This window comes from Ignavibacteriales bacterium, from assembly GCA_026390575.1.
Classification (GTDB): Bacteria; Bacteroidota; Ignavibacteria; order UBA10030; family UBA10030; genus Fen-1298.
Genome location: JAPLFR010000015.1, coordinates 100,254 through 125,974, shown reverse-complemented (window position 1 = coordinate 125,974; position 25,721 = coordinate 100,254). Strand labels below are relative to the sequence as shown.

21 protein-coding genes and 1 pseudogene are annotated in these 25,721 nt (G+C 43.4%); 7 read left to right on the top strand and 15 right to left on the bottom strand.

The features are described from left to right. Positions 1-135: 135 nt before the first annotated feature. From rodA to NTX44_11730, 10 genes are all read right to left on the bottom strand, one after another. Positions 136-1,353, bottom strand: coding sequence for a rod shape-determining protein RodA (gene rodA / locus NTX44_11775; protein MCX6122277.1), 1,218 nt, complete (start codon positions 1,351-1,353; stop codon positions 136-138). Position 1,354: 1 nt separating this feature from the next. Then, complete coding sequence (mrdA, locus tag NTX44_11770) at positions 1,355-3,196, bottom strand: penicillin-binding protein 2 (GenBank protein ID MCX6122276.1); 1,842 nt, start codon at positions 3,194-3,196, stop codon at positions 1,355-1,357. Continuing rightward, positions 3,193-3,690, bottom strand: a complete 498-nt coding sequence (gene mreD, locus NTX44_11765) for a rod shape-determining protein MreD (GenBank protein ID MCX6122275.1) — start codon at positions 3,688-3,690, stop codon at positions 3,193-3,195. The genes mrdA and mreD overlap by 4 nt, the downstream gene beginning before the upstream one ends. A gap of 167 nt (positions 3,691-3,857) precedes the next feature. Next, positions 3,858-4,256, bottom strand: a complete 399-nt coding sequence (locus NTX44_11760; GenBank protein MCX6122274.1) for a hypothetical protein — start codon at positions 4,254-4,256, stop codon at positions 3,858-3,860. 481 nt (positions 4,257-4,737) lie between these two features. Beyond that, positions 4,738-5,814 carry a peptide-methionine (S)-S-oxide reductase MsrA gene (gene msrA / locus NTX44_11755; protein ID MCX6122273.1) on the bottom strand — a complete coding sequence of 359 codons (1,077 nt, stop codon included), beginning with the start codon at positions 5,812-5,814 and terminating at the stop codon, positions 4,738-4,740. A gap of 521 nt (positions 5,815-6,335) precedes the next feature. Beyond that, positions 6,336-7,166, bottom strand: coding sequence for an MBL fold metallo-hydrolase (locus tag NTX44_11750; GenBank protein ID MCX6122272.1), 831 nt, complete (start codon positions 7,164-7,166; stop codon positions 6,336-6,338). A 131-nt stretch (positions 7,167-7,297) separates the two neighbouring features. Next, complete coding sequence (locus NTX44_11745) at positions 7,298-10,357, bottom strand: efflux RND transporter permease subunit (GenBank protein ID MCX6122271.1); 3,060 nt, start codon at positions 10,355-10,357, stop codon at positions 7,298-7,300. Positions 10,358-10,365: 8 nt separating this feature from the next. Further along, positions 10,366-11,379 carry an efflux RND transporter periplasmic adaptor subunit gene (locus NTX44_11740; protein ID MCX6122270.1) on the bottom strand — a complete coding sequence of 338 codons (1,014 nt, stop codon included), beginning with the start codon at positions 11,377-11,379 and terminating at the stop codon, positions 10,366-10,368. Between the two features lie 5 nt (positions 11,380-11,384). Then, complete coding sequence (locus tag NTX44_11735) at positions 11,385-12,677, bottom strand: TolC family protein (GenBank protein MCX6122269.1); 1,293 nt, start codon at positions 12,675-12,677, stop codon at positions 11,385-11,387. A 5-nt stretch (positions 12,678-12,682) separates the two neighbouring features. Beyond that, positions 12,683-13,708, bottom strand: coding sequence for a hypothetical protein (locus tag NTX44_11730; GenBank protein ID MCX6122268.1), 1,026 nt, complete (start codon positions 13,706-13,708; stop codon positions 12,683-12,685). A gap of 497 nt (positions 13,709-14,205) precedes the next feature. Here NTX44_11730 and NTX44_11725 point away from each other — a divergent pair, with 497 nt between their 5' ends. Then, a complete protein-coding gene (locus NTX44_11725; GenBank protein MCX6122267.1) occupies positions 14,206-15,459 on the top strand; it encodes a T9SS type A sorting domain-containing protein in 1,254 nt (417 codons plus the stop codon). Between the two features lie 256 nt (positions 15,460-15,715). Here the strand turns inward: NTX44_11725 and NTX44_11720 are convergent, their stop codons facing one another. Beyond that, positions 15,716-16,522 (bottom strand): hypothetical protein, encoded by an 807-nt coding sequence (locus NTX44_11720; protein MCX6122266.1) that lies wholly within the window; start codon positions 16,520-16,522, stop codon positions 15,716-15,718. A gap of 49 nt (positions 16,523-16,571) precedes the next feature. Here NTX44_11720 and NTX44_11715 point away from each other — a divergent pair, with 49 nt between their 5' ends. Next, positions 16,572-16,715 carry a hypothetical protein gene (locus tag NTX44_11715; GenBank protein ID MCX6122265.1) on the top strand — a complete coding sequence of 48 codons (144 nt, stop codon included), beginning with the start codon at positions 16,572-16,574 and terminating at the stop codon, positions 16,713-16,715. Between the two features lie 292 nt (positions 16,716-17,007). Here NTX44_11715 and NTX44_11710 read toward each other — a convergent pair whose 3' ends face one another. The 4 genes from NTX44_11710 to NTX44_11695 form a co-directional block, all read right to left on the bottom strand. Further along, complete coding sequence (locus NTX44_11710; GenBank protein MCX6122264.1) at positions 17,008-18,225, bottom strand: ABC transporter permease; 1,218 nt, start codon at positions 18,223-18,225, stop codon at positions 17,008-17,010. Next, complete coding sequence (locus NTX44_11705; GenBank protein MCX6122263.1) at positions 18,222-19,013, bottom strand: ABC transporter ATP-binding protein; 792 nt, start codon at positions 19,011-19,013, stop codon at positions 18,222-18,224. Before NTX44_11705 ends, NTX44_11710 begins: the two co-directional genes overlap by 4 nt. Further along, positions 19,010-20,536 (bottom strand): efflux RND transporter periplasmic adaptor subunit, encoded by a 1,527-nt coding sequence (locus NTX44_11700; GenBank protein MCX6122262.1) that lies wholly within the window; start codon positions 20,534-20,536, stop codon positions 19,010-19,012. The genes NTX44_11705 and NTX44_11700 overlap by 4 nt, the downstream gene beginning before the upstream one ends. 245 nt (positions 20,537-20,781) lie before the next feature. Then, complete coding sequence (locus tag NTX44_11695; protein ID MCX6122261.1) at positions 20,782-21,402, bottom strand: hypothetical protein; 621 nt, start codon at positions 21,400-21,402, stop codon at positions 20,782-20,784. A gap of 278 nt (positions 21,403-21,680) precedes the next feature. Here NTX44_11695 and hypA point away from each other — a divergent pair, with 278 nt between their 5' ends. The 5 genes and pseudogenes from hypA to hoxU all read left to right on the top strand — a co-directional run bounded on the left by hypA (position 21,681) and on the right by hoxU (position 25,660). Continuing rightward, complete coding sequence (hypA, locus tag NTX44_11690) at positions 21,681-22,043, top strand: hydrogenase maturation nickel metallochaperone HypA (GenBank protein ID MCX6122260.1); 363 nt, start codon at positions 21,681-21,683, stop codon at positions 22,041-22,043. Then, on the top strand, positions 22,040-22,699 hold the full coding sequence (hypB, locus tag NTX44_11685; GenBank protein ID MCX6122259.1) for a hydrogenase nickel incorporation protein HypB: 660 nt from the start codon (positions 22,040-22,042) through the stop codon (positions 22,697-22,699). Before hypA ends, hypB begins: the two co-directional genes overlap by 4 nt. A gap of 49 nt (positions 22,700-22,748) precedes the next feature. Further along, entirely contained in the window at positions 22,749-23,264 is a 516-nt protein-coding gene (gene hoxE / locus NTX44_11680; GenBank protein MCX6122258.1) for a bidirectional hydrogenase complex protein HoxE, read from the top strand. Then, positions 23,261-24,841, top strand: a pseudogene (locus tag NTX44_11675) (SLBB domain-containing protein). Before hoxE ends, NTX44_11675 begins: the two are co-directional and overlap by 4 nt. An 84-nt stretch (positions 24,842-24,925) precedes the next feature. Continuing rightward, a complete protein-coding gene (gene hoxU, locus NTX44_11670) occupies positions 24,926-25,660 on the top strand; it encodes a bidirectional hydrogenase complex protein HoxU (GenBank protein MCX6122257.1) in 735 nt (244 codons plus the stop codon). Positions 25,661-25,721 lie beyond the last annotated feature (61 nt).

Below are 25,721 nucleotides of genomic sequence, written 5' to 3'. Positions count from 1 at the left end.
AGTTTTTATTAACGAAGGAGGCGTTTGTCTGTATTCATCTTCGACGTTTGACCTGAACTCTCATATCAACTTCAAATGATATGAACTGATCCCCCCTACTCACTATCATCGTTTTACGTATAGCTCTTGTTGTATTCAATATTCTTTTCTATTGGCATAGAAGTTCATCAGCAAACCGACCATCGTCATATTTGCGATAAGCGCAGAGCCGCCGTAACTCATAAAAGGAAGCGGCAGGCCGATGACCGGCATCATTCCCATGGCCATACCGGTGTTTATGACTGTATGCGTCGTGAGAATGCCGGTAATACCAATTGCCGATAAACTTCCGAATTTATTTTTAGAAATATTCGCCACCTTCAATCCGTGTAACGATAATGCCGCAAACAAGACTAAGACCAAAGAAGCGCCGAGAAACCCAAACTCTTCTCCCTGAACGCAGAAAATAAAATCTGTCCATTGTTCAGGAATGTAATTAAGCTGTGTTTGCGTTCCTTTTAAAAAACCTTTCCCCCTAAATCCGCCGGAGCCGATGGCAATTTTCGACTGTACGACATTGTATCCAGCACCCAATTGGTCGGCTTCAGGATTGAGAAATGTCGTAATTCTTTTTTGTTGATATACATGCATGTGCTCGTACATAATTTGCACTGAAAGTCCGATGGCAAGAGCAATCGCGAAAGCAACCGCAAATGCGAATCGATTCGCACGGAAGATATATAATAAGGTCGCTCCGAGAATCGATGCAATGAGAAATTGTGCCGTGCCTAAGAGCGCGCCCAATGCAACAAGAATCGGGACGAGAATGGCAATAAGAATAAAATTTGAAACGCCTGCCCAGTAAAGAAGCGGCAGCAGTGTTGCAAAAAATACAATGGTTGTTCCAAGATCGGGCTCTGCAAGGATGAGGAACATGGGCATAGCAAAGATGCACAACGCTACGACAAGATGTTTAATCTGCGAAATAGAAACATCTGTTTTTGAAAGATACGATGCAAATGCGAGCACGGTTGCAATCTTCGCAAACTCAGATGGTTGTCCTCCGATACCGCCGACACCAAACCAGCTTTTCGATCCTTTGACTGTACTGCCAACCACAAGAACAATGAAAAGTACAGCAAGCGTTGAAAAATAAAATGCGAACGATAAACGCTGTACAGTGCGAAGAGGAATGAAAGCTGTAACCATCATGACGATGAAGCCAATTCCAGCCCAGAGGGCCTGTCTATAGAAATTTGTCGCATTGTTGATGTCAAATGTTGCGCTATAGATTGACATCAAGCCAATGATCACCAAAGCAAGACAGATGAGGCATGCACGGAAATCAAAATATTCTTTCAAGTAAGAAAACATACTATTGCTTTCGTGTGTTCAGTGAATGTTTCGTTGTGTCGTTCATTGATGCTGCCCGCGGACTGCTGATAGTTTTCAACGGTAATTCGCCAAAGATGTACTTCTGCATCACCTTGCCTGCAATGGGGGCTGCTTTTGTTCCGCCGAATCCGGCATTTTCCAACATCACAGCAATAGCGATTTTTGGATGATCAAATGGCGCAAAGCCGATATACCAGGCATGATCTGCACCGTGTGGATTTTCTGCAGTTCCAGTCTTCCCGGCTGAAACGATACCCGGTATGCGTGCCATACCGCCGGTGCCGCCGGGCGCTTCCACAACACGCCGCATGCCTTCACGGATCAATTTCATGACGCTCGAATCAATTCCAACCGAACTTTCCTTGTGATCAATCACATCGAAACTGTTGGTGCGTTTATTACGAATGGAATTAACCGCATGCGGCTGTAAGAGTGTGCCCCCGTTCGCCAACAAAGCAGCATAGCGCGCCATCTGCATAGGCGAGACACCAACTTCACCTTGGCCGACACCGAGACTTACAAGATATCCTTGCGTCCATTTTCCTTTTCCATAGACGCGGTTGTAGTATTCGACAGAAGGAAGAATGCCCGCTGTTTCTTCACCGATATCAAAACCTGTTGGCTGACCGAACCCAAACCGCTTGCCGTATTTGTAGAGATTATCAAGTCCAATTTTGAGAATGAGTTGATAAAAAAATACATTGCATGAATGTTGAATTGCTTCTACAACATTCATAGAACCATGGACATGGAGATCTTTGAAGGTTTTATTGCCGAATCGGTACGCCCCGTTGCATGTGATACGAAAATGTTCGTCGATAATTCCTTCTTCAAGCGCCGCTGATGCAATGAGCATTTTAAACGTAGAACCTGGCGGGTAGCGCGTCATGGTGGCGCGATTGAAGAGCGATTTATCTGGATCATTATTCAATTGATTCCATACTTCAACAGATGTTACACCGCTGAAGACAGATGGATCAAAATCCGGTTTACTCACGAGCGCAAGCACACCACCGTCATTGGGATCGATAGCAACCAATGCACCCCGATAATTGACCATCAAAGATTCGGCAAGCATCTGGAGACCGAAGTCAACACTCAGATTCAAATCGAATCCTTCTTTCGAAGGAATGTCACGCCGTCCTCCATCAAGCGGTCCTAATAATTGCCCCTTGGAATTTACCGAGATGAACTCAAATCCCTTTTCGCCGCGTAAGAACGTTTCGTAACTTGCCTCCAAACCGGAAGAGCCAATAATATCACCTTGTTGATATGCACTGCCAACTTTTGCAAGCTGTGCATCGGTAATTTCCTTACAATATCCAAGCAGATGCGGCGCACGGACATTAAATGGATAGATGCGTTTCGATTCAATTTCATACGATACACCGGAGAGTTGATAGAGATTCTCTTCCACTGCCGTAAGCGTTTTAAAATCGACGTCCCGTTTGATGCGAACGGGAGAGAACCGCGAATATATACGGCCGCGATTGAGGCGTTCTTGAATCACCAATGGTTCCATCTGGAGAAGCGAACTAAAGAAAGAGAGTGCCATGGTATCAAACGTGGCCGGCGTTACAGTGATCGAATATGCCGGACCATCATCTACAACTAACAGGCCGTTGCGATCAAACATATACCCGCGCACCGGTTCTTTGATAATTGTTCGCACACTGTTCTCATCGGATTTCCTCCCAAACTCTGTATGATATAATAATTGCAACTGGTAAAGCCGAAGTACCAAGAATACAAACGCTGAAACAATAATAATGGTCAGTACCCGCTTCCGCAATGGGGCGCCAATTTCTTCTACATTAATCATTGTGCCCAAGGAGTGTTATATTTTCTGGAAAAGAAAAACATCGGCAGGACGCTGATGACGCACGTATAGAGAGTCGTTCCCATGGTATATTCAATCGTAGAAAACAATACAGAGTCGTTGCTCCCTTGGAAAAAAAATATGAAGTAGAGAAGATTATGAACAACGGAACAAAGTGCAACCAGCAACACATATCGGTACGAACCAAGAGTTTGTTCTGCTGTGTTTTCATTAAAAAAATATCCTGCAACGAATCCGGCAATAGTTTTAGAAAGTGCCGCCAAGCCAAAAAACTGTGTTGTGAGTATATCCTGCAGTAATCCGATGATGAATCCACTGATGGTTGCTTCAATTTGTCCGCGCCGCAGCGCAATATACACCAGATAGAATATGAAGAGATCGGGAAGATATCCGCCAAGCGCAATGAAGGGGAGAAATGTGGTTTGGAGCAGCAACAATCCGAGAACGATAAGGGCAGAACGTATGTAAGGTTGCATTGAATTCCGTAGGATATTTTAAAAAAAGTACCGAGAAATGGAGAGAGAAGCAAGAAAGACCACAATAAGAAATTCTGCAAGATTTGTTTAGGGAGGTTTGAGATACAAAAAAAAACAAAAGCCAGGTCCACCGGCCCGGCTTTGTGTTGACACTGCGGCTGCGTAATTTACTTACCGCTTGATCGTGTCCGTCGTTCCATACGCGCGTTACGTTGTTTTATCATTTCATCAAACTTCTTTGCCTGATCTTCTGTGAGAATGGATTTAATATTTTGCTCAGCTTTCTTCGTAATTTCTTTCCTTGCCGCTTGCAACGCACTTCGATCATCACGATGTTCATTCAACGCAGTGACTATTTCTTCGCGCTGGTCTTCCAGAATTTTTATGATTTTGGTGGTTTGTTTATCGCTCAGTTTCAAACTGTCTTTTAAAATCTTGACATGATTCTCTACAGACATTCGCTGCATCTGTATTTTTGGCTGCGCTTGTGTCAAAGTGGAAGACAATATTGAAATTCCAATGATAACGACAAGTCCTATGGTCGTTCGTTTGAGAGCGGTCGACATATATTATCCTTTCTTGTTTTTATAAAAGCGTTTTATTTAACATCTCTTGATAATGAACGGATACATAATAAAAATGTTTCTGATAATTAATGCACACTATACCTTCTTTTCATTAGACTCCGCAATAGTTCGACAGGTTGAATGGGGTTAGTGTCTTTTATGGATGTCTAATGAATACTTAAAATTTCCAGGTCGTTTACTTTGCTATTGCTTATCGTTTTGGTGCACCGCCGAAGAAAGTAAAAGATGAACCACTGAAGTACGACAACGGATTATGAAATGATTTTTGGTGGAAATTTATATTTTTAAAGCTTTTTTTGAGGTATGTAAAAATTCTCGATTTCCAAATATCAAGCTTCACACAATTACCAAATCCAAGTGTTCAATGACAAAAGATACATATCTGTTTTGTAACTTTATGTTTTGTTTGATATTTGTAGGTTGCGATTTGAGATTTAAAAGCATCTCTAAGGTTCTTGATTTACTTGAATATCCACAGTAGATATCCGTAGCCCTCTTTTTCCATGTCTTCTTTTGGAATGAATTTCAGCGATGCAGAATTGATACAATATCGCAAGTGCGTTGGAGTGGGTCCATCATCGAAGACATGTCCCAAATGTGAATCGCCTGATTTACTTCGTACTTCAATTCGTTCCATATATGCAGTCGAATCTTTCTTCTTCACGATGTATCGCGAATCAATCGGTTTAGTAAAACTTGGCCACCCTGTGCCCGAGTCAAACTTATCTGTCGAGCTAAATAATGGTTCGCCGGAAACGACATCTACATAAATGCCAACCTTTTTATTGTTCCAATAAGCGTTATTAAAAGCCGGTTCAGTCCCACATTGAGCCGTTACTTCATATTGCATGTCTGTGAGTTTTTTCTTCAGATCTTCTTTCGCTGGCTTTTTGTATTTCGATAATCCTATATCTCCCCAGGCTGCTTTGATAAATTGATCTCTGCCTGATGCGCTTCGATAACTGTAATATCGAACTGGATTCTTTTTACAATACTGCTGGTGGTAATCTTCGGCAGGATAAAATGAGGTGAATTGAATAATTTTCGTAGCTATAGGTTTATCAAATATCCCGGATGTGTCCAGTTCAGTTTTTGATGATTCGGCAATATTTTTTTGTGCATCGTTGTGATAGAAAATAGCTGAGAGGTATTGCGATCCTCTATCGACAAAAGAACCACCCGCATCTGTAGGATCGATTTGTTTCCAGAATATGTCAACCAGTTCAGAATAACTGATAAGCTGCGGATCAAACACAATCTGAACAGACTCAAGGTGGCCTGTTGTTCCAGTGCAGACTTCCTCATACGTAGGATCCTTCACATGTCCGCCCGAATAACCGGACACAACTTTCTTAACGCCATCTAAATCTTCAAACGCTGTCTCCACACACCAAAAACATCCGCCTGCAAAAGTTGCAGTTTCCAATCCTTGTCCATTTTCCGGTAATAATCCTGTATTCATATTTTTAAAGTCCGTTTTTGCACAACTTGAAATGACGAGAACGCTTATCAGTAATGATACAAACTTCATCTTCATAAGTATCCTTCATAGACTATCCTTACCTCATTGTTGAACAGTCAAAAAGATATTTTAGTTTCAATGCTGGTGTTGTCAAATGAGAAACAGGTGGATTGATTCGAAGGGTCTATGAAATCGAATCTTGGGTTATGCTCTATCTGCTTTTTCTGACATGCTCGCGGATTAGCGTTTTGTGCGTCCCGCGCTTTTTGCAGGATCAAGCGGACATCCAGATCTGTGATGTTCCTCGGTTCTGAATTCTCACTTTCGAGGAAATGACTATGGGTGCAATGGTTTTTTGCTTCTGTAGAGACGTGATTTATCACGTCCTTATAAGACATCACATCCTTCTTCACAGAGATTTGATAAATCAAATCCCTACGAGGATTTCCCTTTTTACCCGGCGGAGTTGCTTCGCAACGTAGGCGAGCCACAATCTTTATCTCTTCACCTTCGTTCTGTTTCCGTATCTGAATCACGTCACACCACATTCACCAAGAAAAATTCGCCGTGTCAATGCGGGAGGTTAGCTTCTTTGATTACTTCTTCTCCCCAGAATTTCTTATAAACTCGACTGTCTTTTCCGGTGATGCCATCCCTGGCATTGTCAACCAATCCTTATATTTATCTTTTTTACTTGGATCTGTGACAGCAGCAGTCATATCGACAAAATATTGACGCAATGTAATCACTAATTCTTTGTCACCAACCTGTCCATGCCCGGGAACAATTTTACTGTCTCCCCATCGGCTTACAATGGTATCCAATAAACATATCCAACGAGAAACATTTGCTCCACTCTCCTTCTTTAAAACAGGATTGATTCGATAGAATACTAAATCTCCAGTAAAGAGAATATGGCGATTGGATAGATAAACTACAAGATCGTTCGTGGTATGACCTTGGCCAATATTATAAAGATGCACTTTCTCATTACCAAGATCGATCACGAGACTGTCCTTCACAAAATCTGTCGGTTGATTCTCTGCATCGATATTTTTTAGAAGAAATTCTTTTCCATAACTCCCGATATAGATTTTACTTCCCTTGTAGAACTTGTTTCCACTTACGTGATCTTTGTGATAATGTGTGTTAATCACGATTATAGGTTTTTGACCCGTTCTTTCCTTTGCAAGCTTGTACAGGTCTTCTGAATTGCCCATCATTTTTGTATCGATAACAACAACAGCACTATCGCCAATAATAATACCGCTGTTGCCGCCACCACCCAATACCAATGTCAGCGTTGGATCAATCTGGACAATTTCTTTCTGTGTCATAAAACGGATCATAGGATACAATACGATGACTGCACCTATGAGTATGACGAGCACTGATATTCCGATGCCGATAAATATTTTCTTCTTCATAATTTTTCCTTTCATATAACTATCGTTTCAACAGCCGCCTTCTATCCACCAAACAACTCATCGGTATCGGTACTCATTCTTCCGCGCCAAAAATCTTGGCGGGCAGGAATTGAACGTCTCACCAAGGAATTTTACGAAGCTTTATGGAGCAATCGGTAAATCACAGGAAGACCAAAGAACAAGATAAAACTCGAAACAGAAAATCCACCGATAATAGCGATTGCGAGCGGCCTCTGCATCTGAGCACCGGCGCCAATACCAATCGCGAGCGGCAGAAGAGCAAAGACAGCGGCAAGCGTGGTCATGAGAATCGGCCGGGCACGCATTTGTCCTGCACGCACCAAAGCGTCCTCCAAATGAAGACCTTCCGCTTGAAATACTTTTACACTGTGTAAAACAAAGATGGCATTTTCTGCAACAATGCCGATGATCATAATAACTCCGACAAAGCTGGAAATGTTGAAGGAGACTCCTGTAAGCCAGAGAGCCCCCAGTACGCCGAAAAGAGAAAGTACATTTACGATGAAGATGGAGAATGGAACGGCAAACTCGCCGAACTCCAGTAAGAGCACAATAAATACCAACATAAATGCGGCGAGCGATACTAGCAACAATCCACGAAACGATTCTTGCTGTGTTTGGTATACGCCGCCGTATTCTATTGTAATTCCCTTCGGAAGAGGAAGCTCGTTAGCAAGTTTTTGTTGAATTTCTTCGACCGTTCTTCCCAGATCGCGTCCGTCGATTCTTGCCGTCACCGCCACAAGCTGGCGCAGCCCTTCGCGGTGCAATTCCGCTTGTCCTGAAGTTTTTTGAATTGTTGCGATGTTGCGAAGCGGAACGCGTACGCCATTTGGATTGACAAACTGCACTTGTTCGATTTTATCCACATCCGTGCGGTAACCGTCAGGAAATCGCACGCGAACAGCTACCAGCTTCTCGCCTTTTTGAATTTGAGTCTCCGAACGGCCACGCATAATCGTTTCCAATTGATCGCGCACATCCGCTGGATTCAATCCGGCAATGGATGCTTTGACAGCATCGACGTTCACAATGAATGACGGTCCAGAGATGATAATCCCCTTGGACACATCAACGACACCTGGTATGGTTTCAATGAACGCGGCTACTTTTTCTGCCGTGGCATGAAGCAGCGGTGTATCGTCGCCGAAGAGTTTAATTTCCACCGGCGAAGGATTGTTGGTGAGATCACCGATGACATCCATCATCAACTGCCCAAATTCAATCTGCAAACGCGGCTCGGATGATTCTACTTTCTCACGCACCTCAGCAATTACTTCATCGATTCCCCGCGAGCGATCTTTTTTTAGCTTGACAAGAAAATCTCCATCGTTTGGCTCCGTGAGGAAGAAACCTAATTGCGTCCCGCTCCGTCGCGAGTACGATTCCACTTCTGGAATCGCCATCAGAATATGCTCGACATTCATCAAGATGCGGTTCGTTTCATCCATGGATGTACCTGAAGGCGACTTATAATCTAAAACAAATGTCCCCTCATCCATTTCCGGCATAAAGTCGTTGCCAATGTGATTGTAAAGAATGTACGTTGCACCAAGAATAATGAATGCAACAGGAATAATAAGGAGTCGATATTTGAGAAGCTGGCGTAGAGTGTGCTCATACCAGGCAGCAAACTGAGAAGGATGGTTGTGCCGTTCTAATTCGTGTTCGATGTCATTTTCTCTCACTAACAGCATTGCAAGCAGCGGAGCGAGCGTTATGGAAAAGAGAAACGAGATAAGCATCGCAAACACCATCGTGATTGAAAGTGATGCGAAGAACGCTCCGGTTACACCGCCGAGAAATGCCAGCGGAATGTGGATGACAATTGTGCTTGCTGTGGAACCCATAATAGCCGGCATCAAGCCGCTCAATGAAGCAGATGCAGTTTTGGCAAACCCCGGCGCTCGCACGGTGCCGCGTTCGGGCTGATGCTTGGAAAAATGTGTGAAGATATTTTCAATGACGACGATGGAATCATCGATGATGAGACCAACAGCTGCAGCAATTCCGCCGAGTGTCATGATGTTGATCGTCAAACCGACCGAATAGAGACAAGCAAATGTTGACGCTATGGTTGCCGGAACAACCATCAGCATGACCAGGCTTATGCGCCAACTGCGCAGGAAGAGGAACACGACAATCATCGCCAGCACAACACCGATGAGAATGCTATCCCGCGTGCTGAGTATAGAACTGATGATGAAATCACCTTGATCATACCAATTCTCAAAGCGAACATTTGCCGGAAGATGAAGGTTGGCTATTTCCGCTGTAACATCTTCTCCTATTTGAACAGTGCTGCCCGTTGGCTGTTTCACAATATTGATCAACACCGCATCTTGTCCGTGCGCAGTCGTGCGGATAAATTTATCCTCAACCGATGGCTTCACTTCTGCCACATCAGATACTTTAATCGGAACACCGCCTTGAACAGCAATCACGACTGCTTTGATGTCATCCGTGGTTTTAAACAAACCGGAAACTAATGCAAGGTACATCTGGAAATTATTGTTCACAATTCCGGTAGATGAAATAAAATTTGTTTTCTGAACTGCATCTGCAACTTGACGGATGTCCAAGCGGTAGGCAGCAAGCTTTTCCGGCGAAACAGTGACAAGAAATTCCCGCGTGTCGCCGCCGGTTACTTCAACTTTTGCGACACCTTTCACTTTCATCAGAACCGGACGAATCTGATACAAGGCAATATCCCGCAGTTCCACCAAGCTCAATTTATCCGACGTGAGACTGTAGCCGTGAATTGGGAAAACGGCAACGCTCATTTGTTCCGCTTGTATGGAAGCAGATGCCGGAAGTGTATTACGAACATTTGAAATTCGACCTTGAAGAAATTGCAGTGTTTGTTGAACGTTCGTTCCCCAATCCAGACCGATGGATATTTCTGTCGAACCGCGGCCGGTGATGGAACGAACAAGCTTCACGCCGGGAATAGAACTTGCCACTTCCTCAAGAGGTTTCGTGACTTCTACCATCATCCGTTCCGCGGGCTGCTCTCCATTATCTGCTAGGATGACGATGCGGGGAAATGTAATATCCGGGAAAAGCGAAATCGGCATGTGCAGAGTAAGCGCTATGCCGGAGAGGACAAGCACAGTTACAGTGAAGAGAATCGCTTTCGCGTGATGATGAACGTATTCAAACAGACTCATGGTTCATCCTACCGTACAACGGCAAGTCGCATCGAATCAGTGAGCGCATAATTTCCTTCGGTGACAATCATCATTCCTGCTCGTATGTGTTCACTGAGTATTTCTGCTGAGTATTCATCACTGACGCCAATCGTAACAGGAACTATTTTTGCCAAAGAATCGGCCGTGATCATCACCACTGAATACGAATTGTCTTCGTCGTTGCGAAGCAGCGCTGTTTTTGGAATAAATAAAGCGTGTCTCCGAATACCTGTGGTAATTTTTGCGGTGCCGATCATCTCCGTTCGCAACAAAGAGAGAAGTGAAGTATTCAAAGTCGAAAATTGCAACCGAACTTTAACGGTCTGGCTTTGAATATCCGTTTGCGGATTGATTGCATCGACGATTGCGGGAAACAATTTTGCCGGTATGGATTGAAAACTCACTGAAGCACGCGCGCCGCGCTGAATCGATGAAACATCGCGAAGAGGTATATCCGCTAGAAAATCGATAGTGGAAAGATCGATAACAGTAAGAAGTTCGGCATTCTCTGCAACGAGTTCCCCTTCGCTTGCACTCCGCGTTGAAACGAAACCGTCAAACTTTGCGTAGACGTTCACGCTGCTCTGTGTTGTACGTGCAAGTTGGAGAATACGCTCAGCTTCAGATTTTTGCTCAGCAGTCACCGCTGACTTCAGCATCGACTCGGCACCAAGAATGGTTGCTTCGGATTCTTTCGTTTGGATAATGGCAAGAACGTCGCCCTTCTTTACTTCCATTCCCTCCAGTGCCTTGAGAGCAATGATGCGTCCAGCAATCGGTGCATACGATTTTTCTTTCCGCAAGGCATCAGTTTTTCCGATTGCATCAACGACGACAATGGCATCTCGTTCGCTCACAGTTCCAGCTTTTACAGATACGGTCGCTTTCGCAGCTGATTGACTGCCTTCGTCGTCACCCTGCTTTTGACGGCATCCATCAATGAAAAGTGAAGTGGAGAGAATGAGAAAAAAGAGCACGATCATTGTATAAGATTTTTTCATAGGGCTTATCGTGTAGTCAATTGTTCCATTTTGGCAGCAAGAAGTTGTATGTCTGCCAGCGTTTGTAATTCAGAAAGTTTTGTGTCGGTCAGCAATTGCTGCGCCGAGAGCACTTCCAGCGACAATGTTCCTCCGCCGGCATATTTAGATTTTGTGAGAAGAAAATTATCTTCCGCAGATTTAAGGTTGTTCTGGATGGAACGAAGCCGTTCGCGCTGTTTAATAATCTGAAGCCGTGTTTTCCGTGATTCGGTCGTAAGAGAACGCTGCAATAATTCCGATTGCAATCGTAGATTGTCTGCGTCAAGGTGTTTCTGCTGAACCCGCAAATCGGTTGCACCCCAATTGACAAGAGGAATTTCCAATGCAATACCAAAGGAAAACCCAAACATACTGACTCGCTCGTCGCGCGGTAAACGAAGATTATCCCCCGATGTAAGCAATCCTGCATCTCCCATAAACAAAACGGTTGGATAATTTTCGTGCTGGGTCAACTCGACGTCCATCAGGGAACGCTTGATAGCCAGCGATGCCGCCGACATTTCGAGACTTGATAATGAATCTGGATATGCATTCAACAACGATGAATCAATTTCCGTGTTCGTCGTATCGTTCAATGAGCCAACAATATTAAACGCCGTATCAAGCGGCATGCCTATTAATTCTGCCAAAGAATACTTTGCGACGGCAAATTCTTCAGTCGCTTTTTGAGACGAAAGCTGCGCGTTCGAAAGCTGAAGTTCGGTTTTCAACACATCAGTGTACGCAGCGCTTCCGACCTTGGAGAGACGGCGGACGATGTTTAAATAATCTCTCAATTGACGGACACTCTCTTCCTGCAAATCTATTTCTTTTTCGGAGCGAAGCGTTTCAACAAATGTTTGTTTAACGGAAAATATTAAATCGCGTTCAGCTATCCGTTTTTCTTTCGCAAACCGGTCGATGTCTATTGAAAGTTGGTCGGATTTCAATCCTCGTATGCCGCCATCGTACAAAGATTGTTGAACCATCACTTGTCCCGCCACTTGACCGCCATTGGATAATGCCGGATCATATCCAAAACTTCCTGATGATGGTGCATAGATAGAACTTGCGCCTAATTTTATTTGCGGAAGTTTCGTAGTGGAAAGTTCTGCATGCGAAAGCTCTGCGGCTCGTATGGCATTTTCAGCGCTCCGCATCCGCGGATTCTGTGTGCTTGCTAAAGTGAGGCAACGGTCAAGCGTGAACACTATCTGACCGTTTGCATGCGAAAGTACAACGAAAACAAGAAATAGAATTCTGATAGTGATTTTCACGGTTCTTATTTTTGAATTTTCAGAATACAAAATGTATCCGGTAAAATCGGTGGTCGTGATCGAGGCCGATCGGGTGTTGGAGCGGGCACCGGGCCGAATTCTGCAGCGGGAAGATACAACGTGTGCGTTTTGGGATCAACTGTTATTGTGCGTGCACCAATTTGGGTTTTCACAGTTTCCAGAACAGAAAATTTCGATGGAGAATCTTCGCGAATGACCGTCATGGTGCCATCGCCGTTTGATGAAAAAACGAGTCCTGCACCAGGATCAAACGCACAGCCATCGACTCTATCGCCGATGGGAAGCGAGGTAACAACATTTCCGTTTTCTGCATTTACGACGACCATCAATTTATTGCCGCACACAGAAAATAGGCGATTATGTTTGACATCGATAGCCAAACCGGAAGGTTCTTCACCGGGTTTTATTGACCAGCGATACAGTATTTTCATTGCTTTTGCATCGATGACGACAATTTCACTTTTATCTTCGATATTGACAAAGACACGTCCATTGCCATCAGTGACGGAAAATTCAGGTTTGCCGCCAAGCGGCAATGTTGAAACTACGGATCCATTTTTAGCATCAAGAATCGTTGCATCATTGCTTCGTCCGTTAAAAACAAATACGCGGCGGGAAAAAGAATCGTACAGAATCGCATCCGGATTTTTCCCAACGGAAACGGTGTCGATAAGCTTTAATGTTTTCAAGTCAACAATACTGACTGTGGCTGTACGTCCATTGGAGATAAAACAGCGTCCAAATTCGTTAGCCACCGCAATACCATGTACACCTTCTGTCTTAGGAATTTCGCCAATGACTTTATCGGAATCGGTGCTTATCACAACAACCTTGGTACCGTGCGATGCAAACAATCGATGCGATTGAGCATGAAACGTAATATAATCCCACCCGCCTTCACCGCCAACGGTAATCCTTTTTACGACATGATAACCGGTTGTAGGTTGTGCCTGACCAATTACTGAAAGGCACATAAAAAAAATTGCGATGTGTTGTATAGTTTTAAACATGATGGTTCTCCAAAATATGATTGTTTATATATAGCATACTTTATCTTAACAATAGAAAATCGCAAGTGGTTCTAAATAGTCTCTCCGCCAGCAAATGCTTTGCGATAGATGCAGATACCTTGGAATCATCTTTAATAAAAGTATAGACATAAATTACTCTATATATAGAGTACTAAAAAAAGATGAAAGAGGGATGAAAATTTTGAGGAACGATACTCTCCGTGACTGATTTCATGTGTTTGTTCCATAACAGGTACAACTATACTATTCGTAATACCGATGGAGCAAGAGTACCAATGGGATGGATATTTTTGAGATCACACATAATTCTTGATATTATCGCCATCATTCGCTATTTTTAAATAGTAAACATAATAAATATTGGTTATCATTTTACATGTTGTGACGCGGTTTTTGCCTTTTTTGTCCTCAAGCTTCCGTTCTCACCGCATTCATTATTATTAACTCAATCATAGTTTAATTAAGGAGAATTATTTATGAAAGTTTTGTTCCGGTTTATCGTATTGGTATTTTCAATTTTCACTGCTATCACTCCGCTGTTTGCTCAGTGGACTCCAATAAACAATAATCTTGGCAGCTTAAACATTACCGGTGTGGCTCGAGTTGGTACGACAATCTATGCCGGCACTTCAGATAAAGGAATTTTTAGTTCCACGAATAATGGTGATTCATGGAGTACTTATAGTGAAAATGGCACCTTACCAAGTCTTAACATTTTTGGTTTAGAGGGCGATGTTATTACTGGTCAAAATATGTTTATTTACGCTCAAAATGGCATGGCTCTCCTACAACCTCCAATTGCATTATATGTACCGCCGTTTGTGCAAACCCTTGCGAATAAAGATATAACTCTATATAGACAATACAATAATCCTTCAAGAAGAATAGTTGGAACAAAAAATGGCGGTATCTTTTTTACCGAGGATAATACTACGTTTATCTGGACTGAAGCAACTGGAATTCCTGCAGGAGCATCAAAAAACATTAGAGGATTTATGAGTCAGGATGTATCTGTTTTATTAATTGCAGGAACAGAAAATGGCGCTTTCAAGTCAACCGATCGTGGCAGCACTTGGACTGAAGCAAATACCGGGCTTAGTGGGGATGCATTGAAGATAAACAACATATTTTCGATTTTTGCTTTAACCAGTAACGGACTTTATTTAAATTTATCTCTTCCAACTTTTACCAGTTGGACGCCCGCTGTTGCAACGGGAGATTTTAGGTCATGCGCATCAGATATGATAAGTGGGCAATATTATTTCTTTGGCAATAATGTTGGTACGTCCATTAACCTGAACACATTCCAAATAGCAACGATACCTCTTGGTGGAATTTCGGGAGGAGTAATTACATCAGCATTATTATATGGCACGAATATTTTTGTTGGAACAGAAACTGGAGGAGTATTTAGAGTGCCGATTTCTGCGTTAACAACGGGTGTCAATGAAAGAAATGAATTGCCCAACGATTTTAATCTTTCTCAAAACTATCCCAATCCATTCAATCCAACAACGACCATCTCATTTAGTCTCCCATCAAAATCGTATGTATCGCTAAAAGTATTCGATGCATTGGGGAGAGAAGTGTCGGTTCTCGTTTCTGATGAAATGGCAGCTGGAACCTACTCAAAGCAATGGAACGCCAACAATTTGCCAAGCGGTGTGTATTTCTACCGTTTACAGGCAGGGACATTTTCAGAGACCAAGAAACTTATTTTACTCCGATAACGGACAGCTGCATCTCATAGTACCAACAGCAAAACGTACATCGTTTAGTATGAAGGTGAAGTCCATCTTCTTTTCTTTTACATCAGAAAGAGAAGATGGACTTCGTATTTGAGGGGGGAGTTATTCATATCTCAAAGCGTCGATGGGATTCAGCATTGTTGCTTTTCTTGCCGGATAAGATCCGAAAGACATACCATAATTTCTCGAAAATCCTGTAACAAGCAAGATGTAAGAGGTTTGCTCCAAGCGACCATATTCAACCAAACGCTGTTATCGGATATATTTTTTTCCCTTTGTCATGAGAATTGTTTTCTTCGTCGACATTGTTTCCGTTTTTGTAATATGAGGAATTCAAGATAATGAAGAGCATAATAATCTCATTTATGATCGCTTGGATAAAAATCTGTTGATCATTGTTGATCTGATCAATGGGCATAGTACAATAGACGAGGATATTTAAATTTTTTGAATTTGAAATAACCGTCGTACACGATGGAATGAGTTGTTTTTCAATAATCATTTTATTGCTGATGTGGGGATATGGACAAGAAAAGCCGTGTCGTGTTTCAAAACACTCGCTGATCGTTCTCTGGGTATTGCTGTTGATTATTCTCAACAAAGCCCAATTCGTGTTCACAATTCCAAGGACGCGTTCGCTCAGGAAACGGAAAGTCTTTTTAAATTCATTTTTTGTTTCCGGATATGTGTTCGCAGTATTAAAAATTGTTTTAATTTCTTCAATTTGAACATTTACTTTACCAATATAACTGAGTGAATCATAAAGTTTTTCCTCGGTTGTTTTCTTGTCATTATTTATTTTTTTTATGAATTCTTCCTGCCTGGAAGCTTCTCGCTTGTATAATTTAAAAATCATAATATTGAGAGAGAACAGAATAGCAAGAAGAATCACTTCGGCTATTTCTTCATCAATAATAAATGATTTTGTTATGTATACAGATCCCTTGATTAATATCGGGGTAAATATTATTACAGAAGACAGAGCCAAATAGATTATAAAATATATAGTTTGTACAACTGAAGCGTGATAATATTTTAATTTCATAGAAATGGTTCTCTCTGCTATGCAATTTCCTGTTTAGGAATCGAAAGATATGTACAAAAAAACACCACCCTCTATCGCTTCCCAGCAAATGGAAGCTCTATCGCGCAGATGCGCAGGTGGTGTGAAATGGTTTATAAAATCTTCTCTGCAACTTGAAATGAAACGAACCAACACGTTTACCCCGGAGAAATAATTATTCGCATAAACGGTCATCAAGGTTCTCTCTAGGTTTGTCCTTTCATTATATGTGTTTCATTGCTCATACATTGATAGACATACATTATTGAATAAAGGTTCCCTATTACGAAATTACGAGTTGTAGATTCTCCAAAGGACTGACAACTTGGATTTGTCTTCCATAAAATAATAGGCGCATCATTACCCTCTATGAAGATGGAACTATGATGAAAACTTCGAGGAAGGAGAAGTCCATCTTCTTTCGTTCATCAACCAGAAGTGGAAGATGGACTTCGTTCTTGGGGAAGTTATTCATATCTCAAAGCGTCGATGGGATTGAGCATTGCAGCCTTTCTCGCCGGATAAAATCCAAAAAATATCCCGATAGCAATTGAAAAGCCGAACGAAAGAATAATCGAGAATGCTGTGACGATCGTAGGCCACTTCGCAATGCTCGATATAATCGATGAACCGGCAACGCCAAGGATGATTCCAACAATACCGCCCAATAAACTAAGCACAAGCGCTTCAATAAGAAATTGAGTAAGGATGTCTCTACTTCGTGCGCCAATAGACATCCGGATACCGATTTCGCGCGTGCGTTCTGTGACAGAGACAAGCATGATGTTCATAATGCCGATTCCGCCGACAAGCAACGAAACCGATGCAATACTTGCCAGAAGGATTGTGAGGATATCAGTGGTTGCTGTTGCTGTTGCGGCGAGGTCAGTCTGGTTACGAATTGTGAAATCGTCCGGATCATACGGTTGAATTTTATGCCTCATGCGCAGAAGGTCGGAGATCTGTGTTTGAGCAACACTGATATCCTTCAAACTCGTAGCGGAGACAAGGATAAACCTTAAATTGGGCCAATGAGAGAGTCTTCGTATGACGGTGGTATAAGGTGCAAGGATAACATCGTCTTGATCCTGCCCCATTGCGTTTTGCCCTTTTTTTGTCAGCACGCCGACGACTTTAAATGGGACACTTCGTATGCGAACAGTTTGATCAACCGGACTCGATTCGGGAAAAAGATTATCAGCAACTGTTCTTCCTAAGATGCAGACTTTTGCTGCTGCCTTCACATCTTGATCGGTGAAGAACTCTCCGTATTCAACCGGCCATTGGCGTATCTCAAGATAGTCGGAGCCGACACCCTGAATACCGGTCGACCAATTTAGATTGCCGGCAATGACCTGACCTCCGGCTCCTGCCCCCGGCGAAATATACTGAACTGCCGGGCATTCTCTTCCAATAGCGAGAGCATCATCCTCTGTGAGAGTTGTTGCTGATCCTGCAGCAGTCCTTACTCCGGCTTGTTGTTGAGCGCCTGGATAGACCATAAGTACATTTGTACCCAACGCTGCAATTTGTTCCTTTACTGAATATTCAGCGCCCTGGCCGATGGCAAGCATCGCTATCACAGCCCCAACACCGATAATGATTCCGAGCATGGTGAGAAATGACCGCATCTTATTGCGCTGCAATGCTCTGAACGCTGAATGAAGAATATTGAGAATCTTCATGCCGCTTCCTCCTCTTCATCATCGATCATCGGCATCTCTTTGATCACCTCGGAAGCAACCTTTGGACTGCTGTTGATCCTGTCTGTTTTAATCTTACCATCTCGAAAAACGATGTGTCGTTTCGCAAACGTTGCAATGTCCGGTTCGTGCGTTACAAGAATAACTGTAATACCATGATTATTCAGTTCCTGGAATATACCCATGACCTCAACGCTTGTTCGACTATCCAGATTACCGGTTGGCTCATCGGCGAGAATAATACTCGGATCGTTTACCAATGCTCTTGCGATTGCAACTCGCTGTTGTTGACCGCCAGAAAGCTGGTTAGGATAATGATGAATTCTATCCCCAAGTCCTACGCGATCGAGCGCTTCAATAGCTTTTGCTTTGCGGACTTTGTTTGAGGTCGGACCGTAAAACAAAGGGAGCTCCACATTCTCAAGCGCCGATGTGCGCGAAAGGAGATTAAATCCCTGAAACACAAATCCGATTTTTTTATTCCGTATCGATGCGAGTTCATCTCTGGATAATTTGCCGACATCGATGCCCTCAAGGACATACGATCCCTTCGTTGGTTTATCAAGGCAACCCAAAATATTCATAAATGTGGATTTACCGGAACCAGACGCCCCCATGATTGCGACAAATTCTCCTTTTAACACACTTACCGATACTCCACGCAAAGCATGTACATCAACTTCTCCAAGTTGATAAACTTTGGTTAAGTGATCTATCCGGATAAGCGCTCCGTCAACACCTATTGGCGCAGTGTGGATATCGGCGATCATCGGAAGCCACCTCCCCCGGGGCCTCGCTGACCTTGACTTTGACTTTGTCCTGAGAGAGGACTCTGTACCTGTTGAGATGTCCCATTATTGTTAGAAGTCGCGCCAAGCACTATTTGATCGCCCGGTTTCAATCTCGATGAATTTATTTCCGTGAATCGTCCATCATTCAAACCGGTTCTTACAAAAATAGACTCAAGCAACCCATTGGATTTCAATACCCACACTCTTCCTCTTCCAGATTGATGAGAAGGTATATATGCACTTTTCTGGTACTCAGGATAATTCGAAACAATTCCGAATTTTGCAGCATCTCCAGACACTCGGGATTTTGGTTTACTTGAAGTGATTGGAGTGATCCTCTGGGACGTTTTGCCAGCGAACATCTTTTGCATTTCACTGCGTAGATCTTCTGGACTTAACTTGCCGCCATGCGCCGATTGAATTGAGTCTCTGATAGCTCGGAAACGCAATCTGTCTGTTGGTGATGGTTCTGATGAGTTGTTGTTTTCAGTAAAGGAAGGGCGGCCCGACTTTAATGAGTCTGTTATATTTTCTCCTCTTCCTATATAACTATTTCGTGCGGAACCAGCACCTGTTGTGTCAATAATATCTGCCGCAGGTTGAAATCGTAAGGCCATATTCGAGACTTTCATAACATTTTGTGCGCTCGCAATGAGGATCTTCACGTTTGCTGTCATTCCCGGCATAAGCTTCAACTGATCATTTTGAACATCGATGATGACAATATAATTCACAACGTTTTGTACTGACTGGGGAGCAAGCCTGATCTGTGACACCGTGCCTGAAAATGTCTCATCAGCATAAGCATCGACGGTAAATGTTGCCGGCTGACCAACACTGATCCTGCCAACATCGGATTCATCAACCGTGGTTTGAACCTGCATTTTCTTCAGATCGTTTGCAATGGTAAATAATGTTGGAGAAGAGAAACTCGCCGCTACTGTTTGACCTATATTCACTGCACGATTGATCACGACACCATCGATCGGAGCATAGATTGTCGCGTACGCCAAATTAATTTTTGCTCTATCCAATGAGGCTTGGGCTTGTTTTAACGCGGCTTGATTCGATTCGTACGACGTCAGGGCAGCAGAGTAATTCAATTCTGATTCGAGGCCTTTCTTATACAGTTCAGAAGTTCGTTCGTATGATCGTTTACTGTCATTTAATTGCGCTTGCGCACGATCAAGGCTTGCATCAGCATCTTTTACAGATTGGACAAGGAAGGTAGAATCAATTTGTGCGATGAGCTGTCCCTTCTTCACAATAGAGTTGAAGTCTGCATAGAGCTTAGCAACGATCCCTGAAACCTGTGTTCCGACATCAACACTTATGACGGCATTAATAGTGCCTGTTGCTGTTACAAAGACTGTCAAATCTCCTTGCGTAACTTTATCAAACCGGAAATTGTAGCTCTGACTTTTGTTTCTTGCAAAGAGTAGAATTACTCCGATAACTATTACGACAACCACTGAACCATAGATATAGTAAGATTTTTTCATTAGGAACTCCTGAAGAACTATCAAATAAGATTTTCACATCCTCTGTAGATATTAGACGAATCCTGCACCGGAAAGTTTTTTAATTTCAAACGGAATCAATGATGATTTCGAGCAGCAGGCTAACATATAGACAATATTTGAAGTCCGAAAGTTTCATCGGCTTTGTTCAATATTGTATGGCGGGGGATAAAATAACGTTATTTGGCGTGTTTGAACGTTAACTGTCTATGCGAAGGTTTGTTTTGTTACGATATGCCAATAAGTTCACGTAATGTTTTCCCTGAAATCACCTGGCCCTCTTTCAGAATTGTTCGAACAGAAACTTGCCCGCGTTTCGCACGACGTACAAAATCCGATTCAGTGAAAATAACGGTCTGCAATTTTGCACCATACCGCTTCCATACAATGGGTGTAATAAGGTTGAGGTGACTGCGAATTTCTCGTTCCGTCATCCGGCTGTTGATAACAAGGCACAAGTCAACTGTAGTGTCGTGCATATCGCGTTTCATAATACTGTTGCCATAAAGAATTGCACTCTCGACATGAATCGCCAATTCTTTCCGCAGACGCTTGGCAAGACGTCCAAGATGTCGCCGCTCAATCTCTAGCATGGGAAGAATTCCTTCATGCCACAAGCGATGTTCTCGGTTAACGGTGAAGAGGTGATCGCGTCCTCCACGATTGCGATTGACGAAACCGATGTGCTCGAGTCGTGTGAGAGCCTTCAAACAAGATCGGTGGTTCATGTGAGAAAGCCGCGCAATTTCTCTGCCGGAAAGCGGACGCGCAGCATCCATGAGGATTCGCAGTGTAGAGATATGTGACCACGTGGAAAAGACTTCATCAAGGATATAATCGAAACGCATAGATTGACTTTCTAGAGCCGGCAGTAAATTGGGCGTAAGTTTAATGCAGCGACACTCGGATTAATTCAGTTTGTTTTCATAAAAGTTTTGGATACATTTCTCTCCATATGGATACAAAAGCATCCATAATATAGCAGAATATTCATTTTCAAGAAAGCGGCTTTTGTTTTTTTCGCATAACTGAAAAGCAGAAGGCGATTTTATGCGAAAGAAGTCGCATTGCAGATCGGTACATTTCTTGTCTTCTTAAAGTTGATTCATTAAGAAAATGTGATGTTATGCATGAACTTTCGGTTGCACAAAGTATTGTCGAGATAATTCAGAATCATGTTCCCGAATCGGAATGGGAGCGCGTTGCAGCAGTGCGGTTAAAAATCGGTACAATTGCCGGCGTTGTTCCTGAGTCGCTTGAGTTTTCGTTTCAAGCCATTACGGCTGAATCATTCCTGAAGAATGCCCGTCTGGACATTGAATCTATTCCTTTTCAAATTCATTGTAACACATGCAATACGACAGCAGAAAACGAAGTTGGATTTGCGTTGTGTGGTACGTGCGGAAGTACAGATACGAAAATATTATCGGGATCGGAGCTGTACATCACAGAGATTGAGATAACAGAACCGGAAGAGGCGATGCCATGAGTATCGTGACCGTCGAACGAAAAGTGCTGGAGAAAAACGATGAGCTTGCGGCAAAAAACCGCGAACTTTTTCAACAGCATGGTGCATTTGTCGTAAACATTGTCAGCTCGCCTGGTTCCGGCAAGACAAGTATTTTAGAACGAACGTTCGAATATCTGAAAGGTAAGCTTCGTGTCGCGGTTATTGAAGGCGACGTGCAGACAGATTTTGATGCGCAGCGTGTTGCAAAGTTTCATGTGCCCGTTGTGCAGATCGTTACAAACGGCGGCTGTCATCTTGATGCAAAATTAGTGCAGGATGCGCTTGCGAATCTCAATCTAGACGGAGTGAAACTTTTAATCATAGAGAACGTTGGCAATCTGGTGTGTCCTGCCAATTATGATTTGGGTGAACATGTGAAAGTTGTCGTGGCAAGCACAACCGAAGGTGATGACAAACCGTTGAAATATCCGGCGATGTTCCGTAATGCTTCTGTTCTTCTCATCAATAAAATCGACCTTCTGCCATACGTCAACTGCAATCTTGCAGAACTAAAAGCTAATGCTCTTAAAATAAATCCAACCCTGAAAGTCTTCGAGACATCCTGCACAACAAATTATGGCATTGCAGAATGGTGTCATTGGCTGGAAAAAACAAGCCGAGAGTATTATAAATAGTCAACAAAGAACCATGAACGAACAACTGAAAATAGGCCAATAAAAAACTATGGTACAACCAGAAACAAAAAATCATCCAAGCGGCGACAATCGGTTTAAGCTGCTCGACCGCGCGATTACAAAGCATCATGGAAGCGGTGACGCATTGATCGAGATCCTCCATGTAGCGCAAGGCATTTTTGGATTCCTCGAAAATGACCTGATGGTCTACATTGCCAATGCACTGAAACTTCCGCTGAGCCGTGTGTATGGCGTCGCAACATTTTATCATTTCTTCCGCTTGAAACCGCAAGGCGAACACACATTCGTACTGTGCACAGGTACCGCATGTTACGTCAAAGGTGCAAATGAAATTCAAAAAGCAGTCGAACATCACTGTGATTGTAAATTCGGTGAAACAACAAAGGACAATAAAGTCTCACTCATTTCGGCGCGTTGTGTCGGTTCGTGCGGATTAGCTCCGATTTCTGTACTGGACGATTCTGTTGCAGGAAAAATGACTCCCGATGAAGCGGTAAAACGCATAAAACATTGGCAGGAAGAAATAAAGGAGGTTGCGGCATGACAAACGAAGATCTCCGTGAAGTAGCAGAAAAGGAACAAACACGACAGGCGCAATTCGAACACCGCATTCTTTATTGCTCATCTGCCGGTTGTGTTTCGAGCGGATGCGATGCAGTGAAAGCCGAGATGAAAAAAGCGATTGAAGAGCTCGGATTAACGAAGAAATGCGAATTGATCGGCACGGGCTGTCTCGGTCTCTGCGGCGAAGGTCCGTTAGTGTTCGTGCATTCCGATCCGACACTCTATCAGCATGTAGATGCAAAAACAGCACGTCGCATCGTAGAAGAACATATTGGACAGGGGAAGAAAGTACATGAGAACGAGATTGATTTAAATGCCCCGTTCTTTGCTTCGCAAAAGAAAATCGTGCTGGAAAATATGGGCAAGATTAATGCTGAGAGTATTGAAGAATACATCGCGGCAGGCGGATATGAAGCACTCGCTAAAGCGCTGACCGAGTTGACGCCGGAAGAAGTTATCAGCGAAATTCGAAAAGCCGGGTTGCGCGGCAGAGGCGGCGCTGGTTATCCCACCGGATTGAAATGGGATATCGTTCGCAAGGGTGTAGCAGATCAAAAGTATGTTATCTGTAATGCCGACGAAGGAGACCCCGGTGCATTTATGGATCGCAGCGTTCTCGAAGGTGATCCGCATCGCGTGCTGGAAGGAATGGCTATTGCCGGATATGCGGTTGGTGCAAGCCAGGGATTTGTGTATGCCCGCGCAGAATACCCGCTTGCCATTGAACGATTGAAGACAGCGATCAAACAGGCGGAAAGACTTGGACTGCTTGGAAATAGAATTTTTGAATCGCAATTCAATTTCCGTATTGATATTCGCATTGGTGCAGGTGCGTTTGTTTGCGGTGAAGAAACGGCGTTGATGCGTTCCGTCATGGGGCGCCGCGGCCGTCCAAAAGTGCGTCCGCCCTATCCGTCAGAAAAAGGATTGTGGGATAAACCGACCCTTATTAATAATGTGGAAACGTATGCGAACGTCGCTCCAATCTTGAGGAATGGCAGCGAATGGTTTACAACCATTGGAACACAAAAAAGTCCCGGTACAAAAGTGTTCGCGATTGCAGGAAATGTGATGCGTCCCGGGCTTATTGAAGTGCCGATGGGTATTGCGTTGAGAAAAATTGTGTTTGATATTGGCGGTGGAACACCGGAAGGGACGAAATTTAAAGCTGCCCAAGCTGGCGGACCGTCCGGTGGATGCATTCCAACAGAACATCTCGATATAACGGTTGATTATGAATCGCTTCAAACAGTCGGTGCTATGATGGGCAGCGGCGGTATGATTATTATTGATAATACTTCCGATATGGTGGAAGTAGCAAAATATTTTTCCGAATTCTGTATGGATGAATCATGCGGAAAATGTATTCCTTGCCGTGTCGGCACAAAACATATCTTTATGATGCTCGACAAAATTATCAAGGGAGAAGCAACCGAAGAGGATTTCGAATTGCTTAAAGAGCTTTGTGTCATGGTAAAAGAAACAAGCCTCTGCGGCCTTGGTCAATCAGCCCCCAATGGTGTGCTCTCTACAGTACGATTTTTCAAGGACGAATACATTTCGAAGTTGAAACAATCGGACAATAATGCAATACATACCAGTGAAAAATCGTCGCTCACTACCGCGAAGGAGGCATAATCCATGTCGATTATAACATTTATTATAGATGAAGAACATTACAGCGCGAAAGAAGGAGATACCATCCTTCAAGTTGCGCGTGATAATAAAATTCACATTCCCACATTGTGCTATCTTGACGGTTTGTCCACCTTCGGTGCCTGCCGATTATGCGTTGTCGAGATCGAGGGATCACCAAAATTGTTTCCTGCGTGTACTACAAAACCAACGGAAGGCATGATCGTTCGTACGAACACGGATCGGTTGAAAAAATATCGCCGAATGATTGTCGAGCTTCTGGCATCTGAAGGAAGCCACCAGTGTGCTGTGTGTGTGGTCAATGGACATTGTGAATTACAGAACTTAGCATACGAAGTCGGTCTCGACCACGTGCGCTTCCCTTATCTCTTCCCCCATAAAGCTCTCGATGCCACGCATAAAGAATTTGTGCTGGATAGGAACCGGTGTGTTTTATGTACGCGCTGTGTGCGAGTCTGTCATGAAGTTGAAGCGGCACACACATGGGATATCGCGGGCCGCGGGATTGATTGTGAAATTATTGCCGACCTGAATCAGCCGTGGGGTGCATCGGAAAGCTGCACATCGTGCGGCAAATGCGTACGCGTGTGTCCGACAGGTGCGTTGTTCGATAAAGGCGCGTCGATCGGCGAGATGCAGAAAGAGCGCGGGTTTATCAAGTTTATTGTCAATGCCCGCAACAAGCGCGAATGGGTACACACGGCGCATGAAGAAGAATAAAATCAGTGCAAAATGAAAAATAGATTAATGAAAAAACAATAACGAAACCACTCTACGAGAA

Coding starts and splice junctions, on each gene's coding strand:
- hypA (MCX6122260.1), top strand. CDS start 21,681: ATGCATGAACTTTCGGTTGCACAAAGTATTGTCGAGATAATTCAGAAT.
- NTX44_11710 (MCX6122264.1), bottom strand. CDS start 18,225: ATGAAGATTCTCAATATTCTTCATTCAGCGTTCAGAGCATTGCAGCGC.
- mrdA (MCX6122276.1), bottom strand. CDS start 3,196: ATGATTAATGTAGAAGAAATTGGCGCCCCATTGCGGAAGCGGGTACTG.
- NTX44_11750 (MCX6122272.1), bottom strand. CDS start 7,166: ATGAAGAAGAAAATATTTATCGGCATCGGAATATCAGTGCTCGTCATA.
- hoxU (MCX6122257.1), top strand. CDS start 24,926: ATGTCGATTATAACATTTATTATAGATGAAGAACATTACAGCGCGAAA.
- NTX44_11745 (MCX6122271.1), bottom strand. CDS start 10,357: ATGAGTCTGTTTGAATACGTTCATCATCACGCGAAAGCGATTCTCTTC.
- mreD (MCX6122275.1), bottom strand. CDS start 3,690: ATGCAACCTTACATACGTTCTGCCCTTATCGTTCTCGGATTGTTGCTG.
- NTX44_11740 (MCX6122270.1), bottom strand. CDS start 11,379: ATGAAAAAATCTTATACAATGATCGTGCTCTTTTTTCTCATTCTCTCC.
- NTX44_11730 (MCX6122268.1), bottom strand. CDS start 13,708: ATGTTTAAAACTATACAACACATCGCAATTTTTTTTATGTGCCTTTCA.
- NTX44_11695 (MCX6122261.1), bottom strand. CDS start 21,402: ATGCGTTTCGATTATATCCTTGATGAAGTCTTTTCCACGTGGTCACAT.
- msrA (MCX6122273.1), bottom strand. CDS start 5,814: ATGAAGATGAAGTTTGTATCATTACTGATAAGCGTTCTCGTCATTTCA.
- NTX44_11760 (MCX6122274.1), bottom strand. CDS start 4,256: ATGTCGACCGCTCTCAAACGAACGACCATAGGACTTGTCGTTATCATT.
- NTX44_11700 (MCX6122262.1), bottom strand. CDS start 20,536: ATGAAAAAATCTTACTATATCTATGGTTCAGTGGTTGTCGTAATAGTT.
- NTX44_11715 (MCX6122265.1), top strand. CDS start 16,572: ATGTACAAAAAAACACCACCCTCTATCGCTTCCCAGCAAATGGAAGCT.
- NTX44_11725 (MCX6122267.1), top strand. CDS start 14,206: ATGAAAGTTTTGTTCCGGTTTATCGTATTGGTATTTTCAATTTTCACT.
- hoxE (MCX6122258.1), top strand. CDS start 22,749: ATGGTACAACCAGAAACAAAAAATCATCCAAGCGGCGACAATCGGTTT.
- hypB (MCX6122259.1), top strand. CDS start 22,040: ATGAGTATCGTGACCGTCGAACGAAAAGTGCTGGAGAAAAACGATGAG.
- rodA (MCX6122277.1), bottom strand. CDS start 1,353: ATGTTTTCTTACTTGAAAGAATATTTTGATTTCCGTGCATGCCTCATC.
- NTX44_11705 (MCX6122263.1), bottom strand. CDS start 19,013: ATGATCGCCGATATCCACACTGCGCCAATAGGTGTTGACGGAGCGCTT.
- NTX44_11720 (MCX6122266.1), bottom strand. CDS start 16,522: ATGAAATTAAAATATTATCACGCTTCAGTTGTACAAACTATATATTTT.